This window comes from Micromonospora sagamiensis (assembly GCF_014680085.1).
Taxonomy (GTDB): Bacteria; Actinomycetota; Actinomycetes; order Mycobacteriales; family Micromonosporaceae; genus Micromonospora; species Micromonospora inyonensis.
Genome location: NZ_AP023438.1, coordinates 931,441 through 948,963, shown reverse-complemented (window position 1 = coordinate 948,963; position 17,523 = coordinate 931,441). Strand labels below are relative to the sequence as shown.

16 protein-coding genes are annotated in these 17,523 nt (G+C 73.4%); 12 read left to right on the top strand and 4 right to left on the bottom strand.

What is annotated here, in order from left to right:
- Positions 1-14 precede the first annotated feature (14 nt).
- From IGA62_RS03780 to IGA62_RS03755, 6 genes are all read left to right on the top strand, one after another.
- A complete protein-coding gene (locus IGA62_RS03780; RefSeq protein ID WP_145816227.1) occupies positions 15-470 on the top strand; it encodes an SRPBCC family protein in 456 nt (151 codons plus the stop codon).
- Positions 471-509: 39 nt separating this feature from the next.
- Positions 510-1,160: a hypothetical protein gene (locus IGA62_RS03775; RefSeq protein WP_145816228.1), complete on the top strand. Its 651-nt coding sequence runs from the start codon at positions 510-512 to the stop codon at positions 1,158-1,160.
- A gap of 67 nt (positions 1,161-1,227) precedes the next feature.
- Positions 1,228-2,175, top strand: a complete 948-nt coding sequence (locus tag IGA62_RS03770) for an ROK family glucokinase (RefSeq protein WP_091463353.1) — start codon at positions 1,228-1,230, stop codon at positions 2,173-2,175.
- Entirely contained in the window at positions 2,175-2,870 is a 696-nt protein-coding gene (locus tag IGA62_RS03765) for an endonuclease/exonuclease/phosphatase family protein (protein WP_145816229.1), read from the top strand. Before IGA62_RS03770 ends, IGA62_RS03765 begins: the two co-directional genes overlap by 1 nt.
- Before the next feature lie 98 nt (positions 2,871-2,968).
- Positions 2,969-4,378 carry a flavin-containing monooxygenase gene (locus tag IGA62_RS03760; RefSeq protein WP_145816230.1) on the top strand — a complete coding sequence of 470 codons (1,410 nt, stop codon included), beginning with the start codon at positions 2,969-2,971 and terminating at the stop codon, positions 4,376-4,378.
- Positions 4,379-4,486: 108 nt separating this feature from the next.
- Entirely contained in the window at positions 4,487-5,317 is an 831-nt protein-coding gene (locus IGA62_RS03755) for an alpha/beta hydrolase (RefSeq protein ID WP_145816231.1), read from the top strand.
- An 18-nt stretch (positions 5,318-5,335) separates the two neighbouring features.
- On the opposite strand, the gene IGA62_RS03750 is transcribed toward IGA62_RS03755, so the two are convergent.
- Both IGA62_RS03750 and IGA62_RS03745 read right to left on the bottom strand, forming a co-directional pair.
- Complete coding sequence (locus IGA62_RS03750) at positions 5,336-6,751, bottom strand: alpha,alpha-trehalose-phosphate synthase (UDP-forming) (protein WP_190289253.1); 1,416 nt, start codon at positions 6,749-6,751, stop codon at positions 5,336-5,338.
- A 191-nt stretch (positions 6,752-6,942) separates the two neighbouring features.
- A complete protein-coding gene (locus tag IGA62_RS03745; protein ID WP_145816232.1) occupies positions 6,943-7,776 on the bottom strand; it encodes a DUF308 domain-containing protein in 834 nt (277 codons plus the stop codon).
- 367 nt (positions 7,777-8,143) lie between these two features.
- Between IGA62_RS03745 and IGA62_RS03740 the strand changes: the two genes are divergently transcribed.
- Positions 8,144-8,836, top strand: a complete 693-nt coding sequence (locus tag IGA62_RS03740) for a lysophospholipid acyltransferase family protein (RefSeq protein ID WP_145816233.1) — start codon at positions 8,144-8,146, stop codon at positions 8,834-8,836.
- Between the two features lie 30 nt (positions 8,837-8,866).
- On the opposite strand, the gene IGA62_RS03735 is transcribed toward IGA62_RS03740, so the two are convergent.
- The gene (locus tag IGA62_RS03735) at positions 8,867-12,610 is read right to left on the bottom strand and encodes an ATP-binding protein (protein WP_232624866.1); all 3,744 of its coding nucleotides are present in this window, start codon (positions 12,608-12,610) and stop codon (positions 8,867-8,869) included.
- A gap of 124 nt (positions 12,611-12,734) precedes the next feature.
- Here IGA62_RS03735 and IGA62_RS03730 point away from each other — a divergent pair, with 124 nt between their 5' ends.
- Positions 12,735-12,923 (top strand): hypothetical protein, encoded by a 189-nt coding sequence (locus IGA62_RS03730; protein ID WP_145816234.1) that lies wholly within the window; start codon positions 12,735-12,737, stop codon positions 12,921-12,923.
- A gap of 156 nt (positions 12,924-13,079) precedes the next feature.
- Here IGA62_RS03730 and IGA62_RS03725 read toward each other — a convergent pair whose 3' ends face one another.
- The gene (locus IGA62_RS03725) at positions 13,080-13,772 is read right to left on the bottom strand and encodes a Crp/Fnr family transcriptional regulator (RefSeq protein ID WP_091459794.1); all 693 of its coding nucleotides are present in this window, start codon (positions 13,770-13,772) and stop codon (positions 13,080-13,082) included.
- A gap of 301 nt (positions 13,773-14,073) precedes the next feature.
- Between IGA62_RS03725 and IGA62_RS03720 the strand changes: the two genes are divergently transcribed.
- From IGA62_RS03720 to proC, 4 genes are all read left to right on the top strand, one after another.
- The gene (locus IGA62_RS03720) at positions 14,074-14,571 is read left to right on the top strand and encodes a polyadenylate-specific 3'-exoribonuclease AS (RefSeq protein WP_091459797.1); all 498 of its coding nucleotides are present in this window, start codon (positions 14,074-14,076) and stop codon (positions 14,569-14,571) included.
- 200 nt (positions 14,572-14,771) lie between these two features.
- On the top strand, positions 14,772-15,275 hold the full coding sequence (locus tag IGA62_RS03715; protein ID WP_145816235.1) for a pyridoxamine 5'-phosphate oxidase family protein: 504 nt from the start codon (positions 14,772-14,774) through the stop codon (positions 15,273-15,275).
- Positions 15,276-15,457: 182 nt separating this feature from the next.
- Positions 15,458-16,486 carry a 6-phosphofructokinase gene (locus tag IGA62_RS03710; RefSeq protein ID WP_145816236.1) on the top strand — a complete coding sequence of 343 codons (1,029 nt, stop codon included), beginning with the start codon at positions 15,458-15,460 and terminating at the stop codon, positions 16,484-16,486.
- A 105-nt stretch (positions 16,487-16,591) separates the two neighbouring features.
- Complete coding sequence (gene proC / locus IGA62_RS03705) at positions 16,592-17,410, top strand: pyrroline-5-carboxylate reductase (RefSeq protein ID WP_145816237.1); 819 nt, start codon at positions 16,592-16,594, stop codon at positions 17,408-17,410.
- Positions 17,411-17,523 lie beyond the last annotated feature (113 nt).

Sequence of the window (17,523 nt, the reverse complement as noted above, 5' to 3'; positions counted from 1 at the left end):
GGTAGCCTCCCCCCATGGCGGACTCCTCCACCCAGTCGATCACCATCGACGCGCCCCCGGACCGGGTGGTCGCCGTCATCTGCGACTTCGCCCGCTACCCCGAGTGGACCGAGGCGGTGCGCCGGGCCGAGGTGGTCGAGGAGTACGAGGACGGTTACGCCAGCCAGGTCCGGTTCACCATCGACGCCCAGGTGATGGCCGACGAGTACGTGCTGGCCTACGAGTACGCCGAGGACCTCTCCCGGATCGAGTGGCACCTGGTGGCCCCGTCCCGGATGCAGCGCGCCCAGCGTGGCTCGTACGACGTGGTCGGCAACCCCGACGGCACCTCCACGGTGACCTACACCCTGGAGGTGGAGCTCTCGGTGGGCATGCTCGGGATGTTCCGGCGCAAGGCCGAGAAAATGATCATGGACACGGCGTTGAAGCAGTTGAAGCACCGGGTAGAAGCACCCGGTGCGACCCGCTGATCCGACCGGCGCGGTGTCGCCGGGGTAGAGGAGCCGAACATGGGAGGCACCGATCCGGGTTCGGCCCGGGAAGAGGCGGAGCGGTTGGTCGCCACCGTGCTGGCCACCGCGCGCCTGGCGGCGGCCGGCTCGTCGACCGGGTCGTGGGGTCCGCTCGGTGGGATGCTCGCCGGTGTCCTCGGTCACAGTGGGCGAGCCGGGGCCGGTGGCGCCCCGGGCGGTGCCGCCGGGGCCGGCGCTCCGCACGGCTTCGCCACCGGTGGGGCCGAATGCGACGTCTGCCCGGTCTGTCGCGCGATGCGTGCCCTGCGCGACCCCAGTCCCGAGTTCGCCGAGCGCCTGGCCACCGGCGCGGGTGACCTGGCCGCCGGTGTCGCGAGCCTGCTCCGGGCGTTCGCCCCCGAGCCGCCGGCGACCACCACCCCCGAGCCGGGCCCGGCCGCCGATGATCAGGTGTGGCGCGAGGCCACCCGTACCGGGCATGATTCCCAACCGGCGCCCGCGCGGGACGTCTGGTCCGCCGCGACCCGCGCGGAGGACGAGGCGAGCCCGTCCGTCGCCGAACCGCCCGTCGACGCCGCCGGGCCGGCCGGGGTCGACCCGGCGTCAGCCCCGGCCGGGCGTCCCGTGGTGCCCGCGTCGCGCGCACCCGATGGTGTGGACGGGGCTCCACCAGGCGACGGGGCCTGACCCACGACATCCCGCCACCGGCCACCGGCCGGTGGTCCGGGCAGCACAGCAGAGGGGAGTGGCGGCGGTGACGCTGACCATCGGAGTCGACGTCGGTGGCACCAAGGTGGCCGGCGGTGTGGTCGACGACACCGGCCGGGTACTGGTGCAGACCCGACGGGACACCCCCGCCGAGGACGTGGGCAAGACCCGGGACGTCATCATCGAGGTGGTCACCGAGCTGGCCGCCGGACGCCAGATCACGGGCGTGGGCATCGGCGCGGCCGGCTGGATCGACGCCACCCGGTCCACCGTGCTGTTCGCCCCGAACCTGGCCTGGCGGGACGAGCCGCTGCGGGCGTACGTCAGCGCCGCGGTCGGCCTGCCGGTGATCGTGGAGAACGACGCCAACGTGGCCGCCTGGGCGGAGTTCCGCTACGGCGCCGCCCGCCACGCCGAGGACTCGATGGTCATGTTCACCATCGGCACCGGCGTCGGAGGCGGCATCGTGCTCGGCGGTGAGCTGGTCCGGGGTGCCCACGGCATCGCCGCCGAACTGGGGCACATGCTCACCGTGCCGGACGGCCACCAGTGCGGCTGCGGCCGGCTCGGCTGCATCGAGCAGTACGCCAGCGGCAACGCGCTGGTCCGCTTCGCCCGGGCCGGTGCGCGGCAGGAGCCGCAGCGCGCCGCCGCACTGCTCACCCTGGCCGGCGGGGACGCCGAGTCGATCACCGGTCCGATGGTCACCGCCGCCGCGCAGGGGGGCGACCCGGTCTCCTCCGAGGCGTTCGCCCAGATCGGGCGCTGGCTGGGTACCAGCCTCGCCGACATGGCCCAGATCCTCGACCCGCAGGTGCTGGTCGTCGGTGGCGGCGTGATCGAGGCCGGTGACCTGCTGCTCGGGCCGACCCGGCGGTCGTTCGCCGATGCGCTCGCCCAGCGGAGCCGTCTCCCGGTGGCCGAGGTGCGTCCCGCCGAACTGGGTAACACCGCCGGCGTCATCGGCGCCGCCGACCTGGCCCGGCGGATCTGATGGGGGGCGTGCCGTTACGGGTGGTGTCGTACAACATCCACACCCAGCGGGACGACACGGCCGCGCTGGCGGAGGTGGTCCGGGCCGCCCGCCCGGACGTGGTGATCGTGCAGGAGGGGCCGCGCCGGTTCCGCTGGCGACGTAAGTGCGCCGCCCTGGCCGAGTCGTTCGGCCTGGTGGTGGGTGCCGGTGGGCTGCCGGCACTGGGCAACCTGCTGCTGACCAGTCTGCGGGTACGCGTGCACGCCACCAGTTGCCAGCGGTTCCCGCTCACCCCCGACCGGCACCTGCGCGGCGCGGCGTTCGCCGAGTGCGCGGTCGGCGGGGCCCGCTTCGTGGTGGCCGGCACCCACCTGTCGACCGATCCGGCGGAACGCCCGGCCCAGGCGGTCCTGTTCCGCGAGGAGGTCGACGCGGCGCGGTGGCCGGTGCTGGTCGGGGCGGATCTCAACGAGGGGCCGGGCGGCGCCGCCTGGCGGACGATCGCCGACGGGTTGACCGACGCGGCCGTCGCCGCCGACCGGGCCGACCGGCTCACCTACTCCTGCGCGGAGCCGCGCCGCCGGATCGACGCGCTCTTCGTCGATCCCCGGATCACGGTGGTCGACTACGACGTGGTCGACACCCCGCAGACCCGCCGTGCCAGTGACCACTTCCCCGTCCTGGTGGACCTGCTGCTGCCGGTCACCGACTGACCGGTTCACCGGCCAGGGCTGGACAAACACTCTCCGAAGTGGAGAGGATTCGGCGGCGACCCGGCACGCTTACGCGTTCCCCCAAGGAGAGATACCCGGTGTCCACCCCCACCGAGCACGGCGGTCCCGACGACCCCTCGGCCACCCTCGCCCTCACCTCCGACGGTCGTCCGGTCTCCGACCGCGGCGACACGGTCTGTGTGATCGGCGCCGGGGCCAGCGGCCTCACCACGGTGAAGAACCTGAAGGAGCACGGCTTCGGCGTCGACTGCTACGAGCGGGAGACCGGCGTCGGCGGCGCGTGGAACTGGCGGCACGACCGCAGTCCGGTCTACGCGAGCACCCACCTGATCTCGTCGCGGCCGTTCACCCAGTTCCCCGACTTCCCGATGCCCGACTCGTGGCCGGACTACCCCCACCACAGTCAGCTGCTGGCGTACTTCGAGCGGTACGCCGACCACTTCGACCTGCGCCAGCACATCTGGTTCGGTACCGAGGTGGTCCGGGTCGAGCCGGTCGCCGGGGACCGCTGGGACGTGACCACCCGCAGCACCGGCGGGTACGGCCCGGAGCGCACCTCCCGGTACGCCGCCGTCGTCGTCGCCAACGGCCACAACTGGTCGCCGAAGCTGCCGGAGTACGAGGGGCTGGCCGAGTTCCGGGGCGAGACGATGCACGCCTCGGCGTACAAGGACCCGGCCCAGCTGCGGGGCAAGCGGGTGTTGGTGGTGGGCGCCGGCAACACCGGTTGCGACATCGCGGTGGAGGCCGCCCAGCAGGCCGCCACCTGTTGGCACTCCACCCGGCGCGGCTACTGGTACGCGCCGAAGTACGTCCTCGGTCGCCCCGCCGACCAGGTCAACGATCTGCTGCTCGCGCTGCGGGTGCCCCTGCGCGTGCGGCAGTGGCTCTACCACCGGACGTTGCGGCTGACCGTCGGTGACCTGACCCGCTTCGGGCTGCCCCGGCCCGACCACCGGGTCTACGAGACCCATCCCATCGCCAACAGCCAGCTGGTCTACTACGTCGGCCACGGCCGGATCACCCCCACGCCGGACGTCCGGCGCTTCCACCCGTACGCGGTGGAACTGGCCGACGGCCGCCAGATCGATCCGGACCTGGTCGTCTTCGCCACCGGCTACCTGCCCCGTTTCGAGTTCCTCGACGCGCGGATCCTCGGCGACGAGGCCGGCGTCGGACGACCCACGCTCCACCTGAACGCCTTCCCCCGGAACCACCCGACGCTCGCCGTCGTCGGGCTGGTCCAGCCGGACTCGGGGCTCTTCCCGATCTCGCACTGGCAGGCGGTGCTCGTCGCCCGACTGCTGCTGCTGCGCCAGTACCGCCCGGAGCGGGCGGAGGCGTTCGCCGCGGCGGTCGCCGCCGGGGCCGGGAAGCGCTACTCCGGCCGGGTCGAGGACAGCAGCCGGCACTGGTTCGAGGTGGGACACGTCGACTACCTGCGCGCCGTCCAGCGCGCCCTGGCCACGTTGGAGACAGTCCGGTGAGCGCGAGGAGTGAGCTTGCGAGCCCCGCAGTCGTGAACGAAGGGTGGGTTCGGTGAGCGCGAGGAGTGAGCTTGCGAGCCCCGCAGTCGTGAACGGAAGGTGGTCCCGATGAGTGGGGAGCGGCTGCGGATCGTCCGGGGTCGGGAGTGGGCCCGGCCGGTGCGCCCCGCCCGCCGGGAGGTGCTCAGCGCGCTGCCCGAGCCGGAGCAGGGGCGGCCGCCGCTGCTCTTCGTCCCGGGTTTCGGTCACGGGGCGTGGGCGTTCGCCGAGCACTGGCTGGAGCACGCCGCCTCCCGGGGCTTCCCGGCGTACGCGGTGAGCCTGCGCGGGCACGGAGGCAGCGAACCGGCGCCGGAGGCGTCGCTGCGGGCGTACGCCCACGACGTCGTCCAGGTGGCGGCGGAGCTGCCGCGCCAGGCGGTGCTGGTGGGGCACGGCGCGGGGGCGCTGGTGGTGGCGCACGCGCTGGCCCGCTACCCGGCGCGGGCCGGGGTGCTGGTCGCACCGGTCTTCGGTGGCTGGGGCACGCTCGGCGCGGCGCTGCGCCGCAACCCGGTCGGCACGCTCCCCGCCGTCTGGGGTGGCCGGCTGCGGCTCAACCAGCGGCAGTTGTTCAGCCCGGAGCTGCCGGAGACCGTCGCCCGGACCCACCTGGCCCGGCTGGGCCGGGCCGGTCGACGTGCGCAGTGGCGGCTGCTCTTCCCCGGAGCGCTCGAACCGGCGGTGGGCCGCCCGCCGGTGCTGGTGCTCGGCAGCCCGGACGACCGGGTGGTCCCGGCGGCGGCGCTGACCCGTACCGCCCGCCGGTACGGCTCGGCCCCGCTGCTCTTCCCCGGTATGGGGCACGACCTGATGCTGGACGCGCGGTGGCGGGAGCCGATCGACGCGATCCTCGACTGGCTGGTGAAGGACCCGACCCACGCCGTCGTGCCGGTGTGAGGGGCGCCGCCCGTCCGCTCAGTCGGTGGTCAACTCGTGCGGCACGGAGCCGGTCCCGTCCAGTGTGCTGAGGTAGGAGCGGACCCAGGACCGGATGTCGTACCGGTGCAGGTGCGCACGCATCGCGCGCATCCGGGCGGCCGCGTCCGCCGGGTCGGCCTGCAACGCCGCCAGCAGCCCCTGCTTGAGCCCCTCCAGGTCGTGCGGGTTGACCAGGTACGCCTCGGGCATCTCCGCCGCCGCTCCGGCGAACTCGCTGAGCAGCAACGCGCCGGAGTCGTCCACCCGGGCGGCGACGTACTCCTTGGCGACCAGGTTCATCCCGTCCCGCAGCGGGGTCACCGCCATCACGTCCGCCATCCGGTAGAGGGCGGCCAGCTCGGCCCGGTCGAAGGGCTGGGTGAGGTAGTGGATCGCCGGCTCGCCGACCCGGCCGAACTCGCCGTTGATCCGCCCGACCTCGCGTTCGACCCGGTCCCGGAGGATCTGGTACTGCCCGACCCGCTCCCGGCTGGGCACGGCGACCTGCACCATGACCGTGTCCCGGACCTTGACGTGCCCGCTGGCGATCAACTCGCTGTACGCCTTGAGCCGGTGCTCGATGCCCTTGGTGTAGTCCATCCGGTCGACGCTGAGGATCACGTGTTCCGGGTCGCCGAGATCCTTGCGGAGCTGGTCGGCCCGGGCCACCACGTCCGGCCGGGTGGCCAGCGCCGCCATCTCGGCGGTGTCGATGGAGACCGGGAAGGCGCCCACCCGCACCGTGCGGCCGTCCACCTCGATCTGCCGGTCGGTGGCGGGCACGCCGAAGACCTTCGCGACCAGTTGCGCGAAGTTGTGCGCGGCCTGCGCGCGCTGGAAACCGACCAGGTCCGCGCCGAGCATCCCGCGCAGCAGTTCGGCCCGGCGGGGGAGTTGCATGAACAGCTCGGGCGGCGGGAACGGCACGTGCAGGAAGAACCCGATCCGCAGGTCGGGGCGGAGTTCGCGGAGCAGCGCGGGCACCAGTTGCAGGTGGTAGTCCTGCACCCAGGCCACGCCGCCCGGCTCGGCCACCTCGGCGGCGGCCTCGGCGAACCGCCGGTTGACCCGCTGGTACGCCTCCCACCAGCGCCGGTGGTGCTCGGGCTGCTCGACCGCGTCGTGGTAGAGCGGCCAGAGGGTGGCGTTCGCGAAGCCCTCGTAGTGGTCCCGGAAGTCCTCCGGGGTGAGGGGGACGGTGTGCAGCCGGACGCCGTCCACGTCGGGCAGGGCGGGCGCCGGACCGGTGCCGCCGGCCCAGCCGATCCAGGTCGCGGGGGTGTGTTTCAGCAGCGGGTGCAGGGCGCTCACCAGGCCGCCGGGGCTGCGGCGCCACTCGCATGCACCATCGGGCGCCACGCTGTCGTCGATGGGAAGGCGGTTGGCCATCACCACGAGGGAACTCTGTCGCATCTCGGTCGTTCCGATCTGCCGAGGGGTCGACCGCCCGCGTGGGGAGGAACCGGGCAGTCAGCGAGGGGACGTGACGTTACAACCGTATTCCTACTGACCGTAAGTTACACCGCTGTTACTTCCCGCGGCCGGGTGCCGGATGTCCCGCCATCCGGACAGCCGGGGCGGAACCGGGTCAGGGACCGAACCGATCAGACGACCGCGCCGTCGTCCGGGTCGTGGTCCTCCGAGTCGCCGGGACGCAGTCGCCAGATCAACGTGACGAAGCCGGCGAGGATACCGGTGAAGCCGAGCAGGGTCACCACCGCGCGGTCCACCGGCAGGACCGACGGGAAGAGGAAGAGCACGAACCCGACCACGACGGCCAGCACGCCGGCCACGGCGTACTTGGAGACCGGGGGGAGCGGCGGGGGCGGCGGCGGGGTGTAGCCCTCGTCGTCCGGACCGTCGGGCAGGTCCGCGCCGAAGGTGTCCAGGCCGTCGAGCAGGGAGGGCTCGTCGGGCCGTCGCCGTCCGACCGAGACGCCGGAGATGTCGGTGGCGGACGGGAGCGGGCGGACACCGGTGACGGTCGGGCCGGTGCCCTCCTCGGTACGACCGAGCGCGCCGCCCGGTCTCTCCGGGGTGTCGTCCAGCTCCTCGGCGGCCGGCCAGGGCGAGGGACCGGGCGTCGGGGCGCGGTGGAAACCGGCCACGATCCGGGCCCACTCGGCCTCCACGTCGGGCTCGCCGGGGCGGGTCTGCCCGCTGACGCCCTCGTCGCTGAGCTGGGTGAGGTAGTCCCGGGCGGTGGTCAGGTGGGAGCGGTCGACGTAGAGCCGGTCCACCGGGCGGGCGGGCACGGTGGTCGTCCGGGTCACCGGGTTCAGGTCGGCCGAGGGTTGCAGGTAGGCGGCGATGCCGCCCGCGGCGAGCACGTCGAGCAGGTGCTCACCGACACGTGGATCCACGTCGCCCGCGACGGCGTATTCGCTCGCGTCGAGCCCGTTGTCCCGCCGTCCCCGGCGTGCCCCACCCGCTGACACCGGCGTCCTCCTCCTCGCGCCTGACGGCGCAGGTCCTCCGGCGCCCCCGCCCGCACGCCGTGTCCTGAATCGTGACACGTCCGCCCCCGGTTCCGGGAGTGCGTTGTGGCGCGTTGCCGAAAGTCAACGACACCGCCGCAGGTCGCGGCCATGGAATTTTGTCTGTTTGTGCGGGACGTGCGAGCATGCGGCGGGCCGGGAAACCCGGTGTGACCTACCTGTCCCCGAAGGTTGTGGGGCGCGCGTTGTGGGCCCTGGCTTCCGGTTCGTAGGCTCAGGGCCGACAGTTCGTGGCCCCTCGGTCGACGCCCGGCGTTCACGTCGGACGCCCGGCGTGCCGCCACGGACCCCTTCGGGAAGGACACCGGTGCTGTACTGGCTGATGAAGTACGTCATCCTCGGTCCCTGGCTGAGGCTGATCTTCCGACCTCACGTCGAGGGCTTCGCGCACCTGCCCGCCACCGGGCCGGTGATCCTGGCCAGCAACCACCTCTCCTTCTCGGACTCGATCTTCCTGCCGTTGATCGTCCCCCGGAAGGTGACCTTCGTCGCCAAGGCCGAGTACTTCACCGGCAAGGGGATCAAGGGTTGGCTGACCCGGCTCTTCTTCGTCGGCACCGGCACCCTGCCGATCGACCGCTCCGGCGGCCGGGCCGCGCAGGCGGCGCTGGACGCGCAGCTCGCGATACTCCGGGCCGGCGGCGTCGCCGGCATCTACCCGGAGGGCACCCGCTCGCCGGACGGTCGGCTCTACCGGGGCAAGACCGGCGTGGCGCGGCTGGCCCTGGAGAGCGGCGCCCCGGTGGTGCCGGTGGTCATGCTCAACCTGGACGAGATCCAGCCCCCGGGCAAGCTCCTGCCCAAGGTCGCCCAGGTGAAGATCCGCTTCGGCGCCCCGCTCGACTTCTCCCGGTACGCCGGCCTGGCCGGTGACCGCTTCGTCGAGCGCGCGGTCACCGACGAGATCATGTACGAGCTGATGGAACTCTCCGGCCGCGAGTACGTCGACATCTACGCCCAGAAGATCAAGAACCAGCAGCCGACCCCCGTCCCCGCCTGACCCACCCCGTCCCGCAGGGGGCGGGTGGGGTCAGCAGGCGAGGGTGGGGGAGGAGTAGGTGGGGCGGGCCGGGTCGCCGAGGCGGAGCAGGCCGGGCGCGCGGTTGCGCAGCGCGAACGCGCGCACCTCACCCAGGACGGTGACCGCACCCGCCGGGTCGCCCGCCCGCTCCAGCTCCTTCGCGGCGAGGGCGAGGGCCAGCATCCGGTCGGTCACCGCCGGGATCCGCCCGTACAGCTCGGCGGCGGCACCGTAGAGCTGGCCGGCCCGACCGTGGTCGCCGTCGGTCGCGGCCAGCGCCGCGGTCACGGTCTGCCGCGCGGCGTCGGTCCACGGCGTCCGGTGCGGAGCGCGGTCCAGCATCCCGCGCACCCGCACGGCCGTGTCCCGTCCGCAGAGCACCGCCGCGTACGCCGCCGCCGCGATCCACTCACCGCTGAGCAGCGCCGGCACGGCCGACCACGAGTCGTCCAGCTCCGCCAGCAGTTCCCCGGCCTCGCCGGTGCGTCCCTGCAACGCCCGGCAGAGCGCGCTGATGCCGAGCGTGGTCCAGTGCAGCCGCCGGAATCCGCTGCGCCGGGCGGTGTCCAGCGCGTCGCTGACGTCGTCGGCCGGCCGGGGTGCCTGGGGGTCGACCGCGGTCAGCACCGGCCCCGGTCCGCCCGGCCGGCCGCCCCGCTCGCCCGCCCCGGACCCGCCCCGTTCGCCGGGCACCGGCTCGTCCCGGAGGATCCGCAGGCAGGCGCGCAGCCCGCGGACCTGCATGTCCCACCGGCCGGTCGGGGTGTCCACGAAGGCGTCCGCGGCGGCCAGCAGCGCCTTGAACTCGCCCTCGAAGTACGCCCGCATCGCCTCGCCGGAGTACCCGGTGGTCAGCCCGGGGGAGCCGGACAGCTCCACCGCCTCGGTGAGCAGCTCGTTGGAGCGGACCCAGTCGCCCTCCTCGCAGACCACGTAGGCGAGGTTCTGCATCGCCCGGGGCAGGGCGAGCAGCCGCTGCGCCCGCGCGGTCTCGAACGCCGCGTGCAGCTCGTCCACCCCGGTCCGGTCACCGGCCTGGTAGCGGGCCGTGGCGGCGGTGATCTGGGCGTCCACCCGGGCCTCCACCAGCCCGAGGCGCTCGGCGATCCCGGCGGCGGTGCTGGCCGCCGCCACCGCCTCCGCGCTCTCGTTGTTGAGCATGTGCAGCCGCCCCAGCTCGGCGTAGGCGTCCGCCTTCTGCTCGGTGTCGGGCAGCCCCTCGAACAGCTGGACCGCCCGGGCCAGCCGGCCCAGCGCGGTGTCCCGGTCGGCGCGGATCCACGCCGCGCGACCGAGCAGCGTCCACGCCCGGGCGGCACAGCCGACGTCGCCGTGCGTGAAGAGCCGCTCGGCCAGGTCGGTGAGGGTCTCGGTGCCGCCGGCGTCGAGGAACGCCGCGCCGTCGCGGAAGAACGAGATCTCCGCGCCGAGCAGCTCCAACTGGAGCCGGTCCACCGGGTCGGCGCCGTCGGCCAGGCCGAGCGCCCGGGCCGTGTGGTGCGCCGCCGCGTCCAGGGCGTGCAGGGTGTACGCGCGCCGCGCCGCCCGGTGCAGCGCCTCGCGCGCCGCCGCGGCGTACCGGACGGTGTCCAGCCCGAGGGTACGGGCGATCTCGTGCGCCGCCCAGCGGTGGTTGGCCAGCACCTCGGCCAGGTCGGTGTCCCGCCCCCGGGCCAGCGCGTCGATCCAGTCGGCGGTCCGCTCGTGCCGGGCGACCCGCTCGGTGCGGGGCAGCCGCTGGTAGCAGACGTCCCGGACCAGGATGTGCCGGAACTGGTACTCGGCCTGCCCGGCCATGGTGGAGGCGGGCAGCTCGACGACGAAGTCCCGCTGCCCCAGCCGGCGCAACGCCCGCTCCACCGCCTCGACCGGCTGCCCGAGCGCGGCGGCGACCGCACCGGGCCAGAACTGGCTGCCGACCACCGAGGCGGCCAGCAGCACCGCCCGGTCGGCCGGGTCGAGCAGGTCGACCCGGTTGGCGATCACCGCGTGCACGTTGTCCGGGATCGGTAGCCCGTCCCGCTTCTTCAACAGCCAGCCCCGCCCGGACTGGCGCAGGAAGCCCTGCTCGATCAGCATCCGCACGTACTCGTGCGCGTAGAGCGGGTTGCCGTCGGCGACCTCGACCAGCGGGTTGATCAGGTCGGGGGAGAAGGCGGACTGGCCGAACAGGTGCGCGTACAGCGAGGTGATCCCGCTCGGGCGCAGCGGCGGCAGGGTGATGGTCAGCGACCCGGCGATGGTGCCCGCCCAGGTGGGGTCCCGGGTGATCAGCTCGGGCCGGGCGGTGCCGAGCACCAGCAGCGGCACGTCCCGCGCGGAGGCCCCGAGCAGCTCGACCAGGCGCAGCATCTTCTCGTCGGCCCAGTGCAGGTCCTCGAAGACCAGCACGGTGGGCCGGCGGGCGGCCAGGGCCAGCAGGAACCGTCGCCACGCGGACTGGGTCTCCTCGGCCGGCAGCGTCGGCCCCGGCAGGCCGACCAGCGGGCGCAGCGCGTCCACCAGCCGGTCCGCCTCGCCCGGCCCGACCAGGTCGGCCACCGCGGCCCGCAGGCGGGGCGCGGCGGCCGTGGCCGGGTCGGTGTCGAGGATGCCGGCCTCGGACTTGACGATGTCCGCCAGCGCGGCGAACGTGACGTTCTCGCCGAACGGCGGGCACCGACCGGTACGCCAGGTCAGCGACGCGTCCGCGCCGGCCCGGGTGTGCCGGTACAGTTCCCGGACCAGTCGGCTCTTGCCGATCCCGGCGCGGCCGAACACCGTCACCAGCTGCGGCATCCGCTCCCGGGTCGCCCGGTCCAGCGCGTTGACCAGCAGGCCCAGTTCGTGTTCCCGGTCGATCAGGGGAGTGGCGTCGGGTTCCCGGTCCGGCGCCCGCCGCTGGGCCGCGCCGAGGGCCAGCCACACCTCGGTCGGCGACGAGCGCCCCTTGAGGGTGACCGCCGGCTGCTGCTCGTAGCGGATCGCACCCCGGGTGAGCCCGTACGTCGTACCGCAGACCAGCACGCCGCCGGGCGGGGCGACCGACTGCATGCGCGAGGCGGTGTTGACCACGTCCCCGGCCACGATGGCCTGACCGCCGTGGTGTGCGGCGGCCACGTCCACCAGCGCCTCGCCGGTGGCCACCCCGACCCGGAAGCGGAGTCCGTCGGCCCCCACCGGAGCGAAGCGGGCCAGCACCCGTTGCAGCTCCAACCCGGCCCGGACGCAGCGCAGCGCGTCGGTCTCGGTCGCGACCGGCGCACCGAAGAGCGCCATCACCGCATCCCCGATGTACTTCTCCACCACCCCGCCGTACTGGCCGATCACCCGGCGGGCGGCGGAGAAGAAGCCGGTCTGCAACCCCCGGACCAGTTCCGGATCGGACTGTTCGACGTACGGGGTGAAGTCGATCAGGTCGACGAAGAGGACGCTGACCCGGCGGCGGTCCTCCTGCCCCGGGGTGGTCGGGGCGGAGCCGCCGACCCGGACCGTCGGGTGCGCCTCGCGGTTCGACCGGGCCCGGCCGCAGCCGGTGCAGAAGGCCGCGTCCGAGGCGAGCGGCCGGTCGCAGTGCTCGCAGGTGAGGGCCAGTTCCGCACCGCAGCCACCGCAGAAGCGGTCGTCGGGTGCAGTGCGTCGGCCGCACTGGACACAGTGGGCGGCGATGCCAACCTCCCGGGACGATCCGAGCCGAGTGAGCCGGCCGGGCGCGTCACGCCGGCGCGGCGGTGACCGAAAGTGGCCGGTCGACGGCCCACCGGGACCGTCCACTGTTCAGTATCGCGGTTACGAGCTGCTGTCGGGTACCCGCCTGTTGGCTTACGGACAGTGTCTTTGTCGCGAGGAACGGCTACATTCAGTCAGCCCAGATTCGAACACACAGGGGGAGAATTCCATGGTGTACGTCCGGCTGAACACCGAGTGGACCGACGGCGACGGCGTGAACCACGCCGCGGGGGAGACCGTCGACGTGGACGCCGCGACCCTGGCCGAACTCCAGGCCGCCGGTGTCGTCACCGAGGTCCCGAAGTCGGGCGGCGGTGACACCACCGACTGGGTCGGGCCGACCAGCACGAAGCCCTGACCGACGCACCGCGTCCGGTGTCCCGCGTGCCACCCGGTGCGCGGGACACCGTCGTGTCCGCCCCCGGTGGCCCGGCGGCAACCGCCGCCCGGGACCGTACGGGGGCGACCGTCCCGGGACCGCGCGGGGGCCACGCCCGGGACCGTACGGGGCCGGTCAGCGGTCGGCCATGCCCGCCCGGCGGCGGAGCGCCGCCACGTCGGTCACCACGATCCGGCGGCCCTCGGTCCGCAGCCAACCCCGACTGGCGAACGAGCCGATCGCCTGGTTGACGCTCTGCCGGGAGCCGCCGGCCATCTCCGCCAGCTGGGACTGGTTCAGCTCGATCGTGATCATCGGAGCCTGGCTCTCGCCGGCCAGCCGGACCAGCGTCTTGGCCACCCGGCCGGGCAGGTCGAGGAAGACGTGATCGGCGTTCTGCTCGGTCAGCCGGCGGATCAGGGCACCCAGTGAGCGCATCACCGCGTCCAGGATGCGCGGGTTGGAGTGCACCAGCTCCATGAAGGCCGGTCGGGACAGCGCCAGGGCGCTGCAGTCCTCGATCGCCTCGGCGGACGCCGAGCGGGTCGAGGCGTCGAGCAGGGACACCTCGCCGAGCACGTCCGGTGGTCGGATCACCGACAGCACGGCCCGCTCCCCGGTCGGGGCGGTTCGGAACACCGCGACCGCGCCCCGGCGGAGCACGATCAAAGACTCGCCGGGGTCGTTCTCCACGAAGAGCAGCTGCCCCTTGCGGTAGGTGCGCGGTACCGCCGCCGCGATCACCCGCTGACGGACCTCCGGCTCCAGGCCGGCGAACATCTCGACTCCCGTGAGCGCGTCACCCGGCTCCGGCAGGCGCATTTCCACGGCCCAACCCCTCCCCGGTCAAGGACCACAACTCGCAGCCGGGTGAACCTGACAGCCCCCGGGTGGAGGTGAACTGACACCGGTTCGGCGTCCGGTAGCGGTACACATCAGATCATGACGTCCATGTCGCTTGCTGTACACCCCTGAAATCACTTCCGTGACAATCCTGAGCTGCGGCGGATGGCATGGTGAGGGGGCCGGTCCGGCGTCGGGCGGCGACCGCACGGGGGCGCGGTGGACCGGGGGGTGGACGCCGCCCCCGCCGGTCGGGCCGCCACCGGGGTACGCGAGGATGACCGGGATGGTCTACCGCTATTTCTACGACTGTGAGTTCATCGAGGACGGCCGCACCATCGACCTCGTGTCGATCGGCGTCGTCGACGAGTTCGGCCGCGAGTTCTACGCGGTCTCCACCGAGTTCGACGACACCCGCGCGGTGCCCTGGGTGCGTCGCAACGTGCTCGACAAGCTGCCCTCGCCCGCCGACCGGGCGTGGCGGTCCCGGGAGCGCATCCGGGCGGACCTGCTCGACTTCCTGGTCGAACCGGTCCGTGGCCGGCCGGACGAGCAGATCGAACTCTGGGCGTGGTACGCCGCGTACGACCACGTGGCGCTCGCCCAGCTCTGGGGCTCGATGATCACCCTGCCCCGGGAGATCCCCCGGTTCACCAAGGAGCTCCGTCAGCTCTGGGACGACCGGGGTCGTCCGTCGCTGCCGGCGGCCGAGGCGGCCCGGCACGACGCGCTGGTCGACGCCCGGCACAACCTCGCCCGGTGGCGGGCGATGACCGGCGACTGAGTCGACCGCACCGGCGACCGGCGCGCCCCGGTGACCAGCGGTGACGCGGTCGTCACGTGTCGGGCGGAGCATCGCCGACCGTCCCGGCGTCGGGTCGGTCGTACCAGGTTTGGGCGGTTCCGTCCCGGGCACCGGTTCGTCGAGCCGGCGCGGGGCGGAGCACCCCGGTCCGCGCGGAACCGACGCGAGGGAGTGTCGCCATGGGTTCTGAGCCGACGACGGACGCCGAGGCCCGGCAGCGGATCACCGAACTGGTCCGCGCCGCACGCGTCTGCATGCTCACCACGATCGCCGTCGACGGCCGGCAGGTCAGTCGTCCGATGGTGCTGCAGGAGACGGAGTTCGACGGTGACCTGTGGTTCCTCACCCGGGCGGACTCGGCCAAGGTCCGGCAGATCCGGGTCAATCCGGAGGTCAACGCGGCCTTCGGCGACCAGCGGGGACAGACCTGGCTCTCCGTCTCCGGCACCGCCCGGGAGGAGAGCGACCGGGCCGACGTCGAGCGGCTCTGGCACCCGGCGCTGCGGGTGTGGTTCCCGGACGGCCCGGACACGCCCGGACTGACGCTGATCAAGGTGCACGCCAGTTCGGCCGAGTACTGGGACTCGCCGAGCAGCACGGTGGTCAACCTGCTCGGTGCGGCCCGGGCGGCGGTGACCGGCCGGGCGCCCCGGCCCGGCGGCAACCGCACGGTCAGTTACTGAGCCGTGAACAGCCGGGGGCAGCAGGTGGACACCTTCCGGGGCGCGCTGTCGGCGCAGGACCGCGGCGACTACAGTGCGCTCTGACGGCCCGCCCCGGGCCGGCAACGGCGCCGATGGTCGGATCTGACCCATATCCTGGGGCTTTGTTGGGCTAACCGAAGCTCCAGGAGGATGAGCAGATCATGCGTATCGGCGTGCTCACCGGCGGTGGCGACTGCCCCGGTCTCAATGCGGTGATCCGGGCGGTGGTCCGCAAGGGCGTCGCCACGTACGGCCACGAGTTCGTGGGCTTCCGGGACGGCTGGAAGGGCCCGCTGGAGGGCCTGTCCCGCCCGCTGGGCATCGCGGAGGTCCGCGGCATCCTGCCCCGGGGCGGCACCATCCTCGGCTCGTCCCGCACCAACCCGTTCAAGATCGAGAACGGCGTCGAGCGGATCAAGGAGAACCTCGCCGCGCAGGGCGTCGACGCCCTGATCGCGATCGGCGGCGAGGACACCCTCGGCGTCGCCACCAAGCTGCACGAGCTGGACGTCAAGGTCGTCGGCGTGCCGAAGACCATCGACAACGACCTCGGCGCCACCGACTACACCTTCGGCTTCGACACGGCCGTCAACATCGCCATGGAGGCGATCGACCGGCTGCACACCACCGCCGAGAGCCACCACCGGACGCTGGTCGTCGAGGTGATGGGGCGGCACGCCGGCTGGATCGCCCTGCACGCCGGCCTCGCCGGTGGTGCGAACGTGATCCTCCTGCCGGAGCGGCAGTTCGACGTGGAGCAGGTCGCCGGTTACGTCGAGAAGCGTTTCCAGCACCAGTACGCCCCGATCGTCGTCGTCGCCGAGGGCGCGCAGCCGCTCGACGGCCAGATGGTCCTGCACAACCAGGAGCTGGACGCCTTCGGTCACGTCCGGCTGGGTGGCATCGGCCAGTGGCTCGCCGAGCAGCTCGAGGCGAAGACCGGCAAGGAGGCCCGCACCGTCGTGCTCGGCCACATCCAGCGCGGCGGGACGCCGACCGCCTTCGACCGGGTGCTCGCCACCCGGCTCGGCCTCCAGGCGATCGACGCCGTGCACGAGGGCGACTGGGGCAAGATGGTCGCGATGCGCAGCACCGACATCGTCCGGGTCCCGCTCGCCGAGGCCACCCGCGAGCTGAAGACCGTGCCGCTGGAGCGGTACGCCGAGGCCGAGGTCTTCTTCGGCAGCTGACCGGGTGGGCGGCGGGCGTTCCGGCGTCCGCCGCCCCGCGCGCCCCGGGCCGCCGAAACCGACGGCGCGGGGTCGGCGTGGGCGACACGAAAGGGGTACGGCGGGATGTCGACTGGGGTGCACACGGTCGCTGTGATCGGCGCGGGCAAGATCGGCGAGCTGATGCTCTCCGGGCTGCTGCGCTCGGGCTGGCCGGCCGACCGGCTGCTGGCCACCGCGCGTCGCCCGGAACGCGCCGAGGAGATCGCCACCCGGTACGGCGTCCGCGTGGTCGACAACCTGACCGCGGTGCGGGACGCCGAGGTGCTCGCGATCTCGGTCAAGCCGCAGGACGCGGGGGTGCTGCTCGACGAGATCGGCCCCCGGGTCCCCGACGGGAAGCTCGTCATCTCGCTCTGCGCCGGCCTGCCCACCGGCTTCTTCAGCCGGCGGTTGCCCGCCGGCACCCCGGTCGTCCGGGTCATGACGAACACCCCGGCCCTGGTCGACCAGGCGATGACCGCCATCTCGGCCGGCGCGCACGCCACCGGGGAACACCTCGCCCTGGCCGAGGAGATGTTCAAGCCGCTGGGGGCGACGATCCGGGTGCCCGAGTCGCAGCAGGACGCGGTGACCGCCCTCTCCGGCTCCGGCCCGGCCTACTTCTACCTGCTGGTCGAGGCGATGATCGACGCCGGCATCCTGCTCGGCCTGCCCCGCCAGGTGGCCCACGAACTGATCGTGCAGACCGCCATCGGGTCGGCGGTGATGCTGCGCGACTCCGGCGAACACCCGGTGAAGCTCCGCGAGGCGGTCACCTCGCCGGCCGGCACCACCATCTCCGCCGTGCGTGAGCTGGAGAAGCACGGCGTACGCGCGGCGCTGCTCGCCGCACTCGAGGCGGCCCGCGACCGGGCCCGGGAACTGGCCGCGCAGGCCACCTGACCACCGCTCGACCCAGGAGCCGGCTGGCGCGGATCCCGCCGGCCCTGACCGTCCACCGTGTCCGCCTGACTCTCCACTGTGGCTGACACCGGATTGCGCGCTGCCGGCCGGGT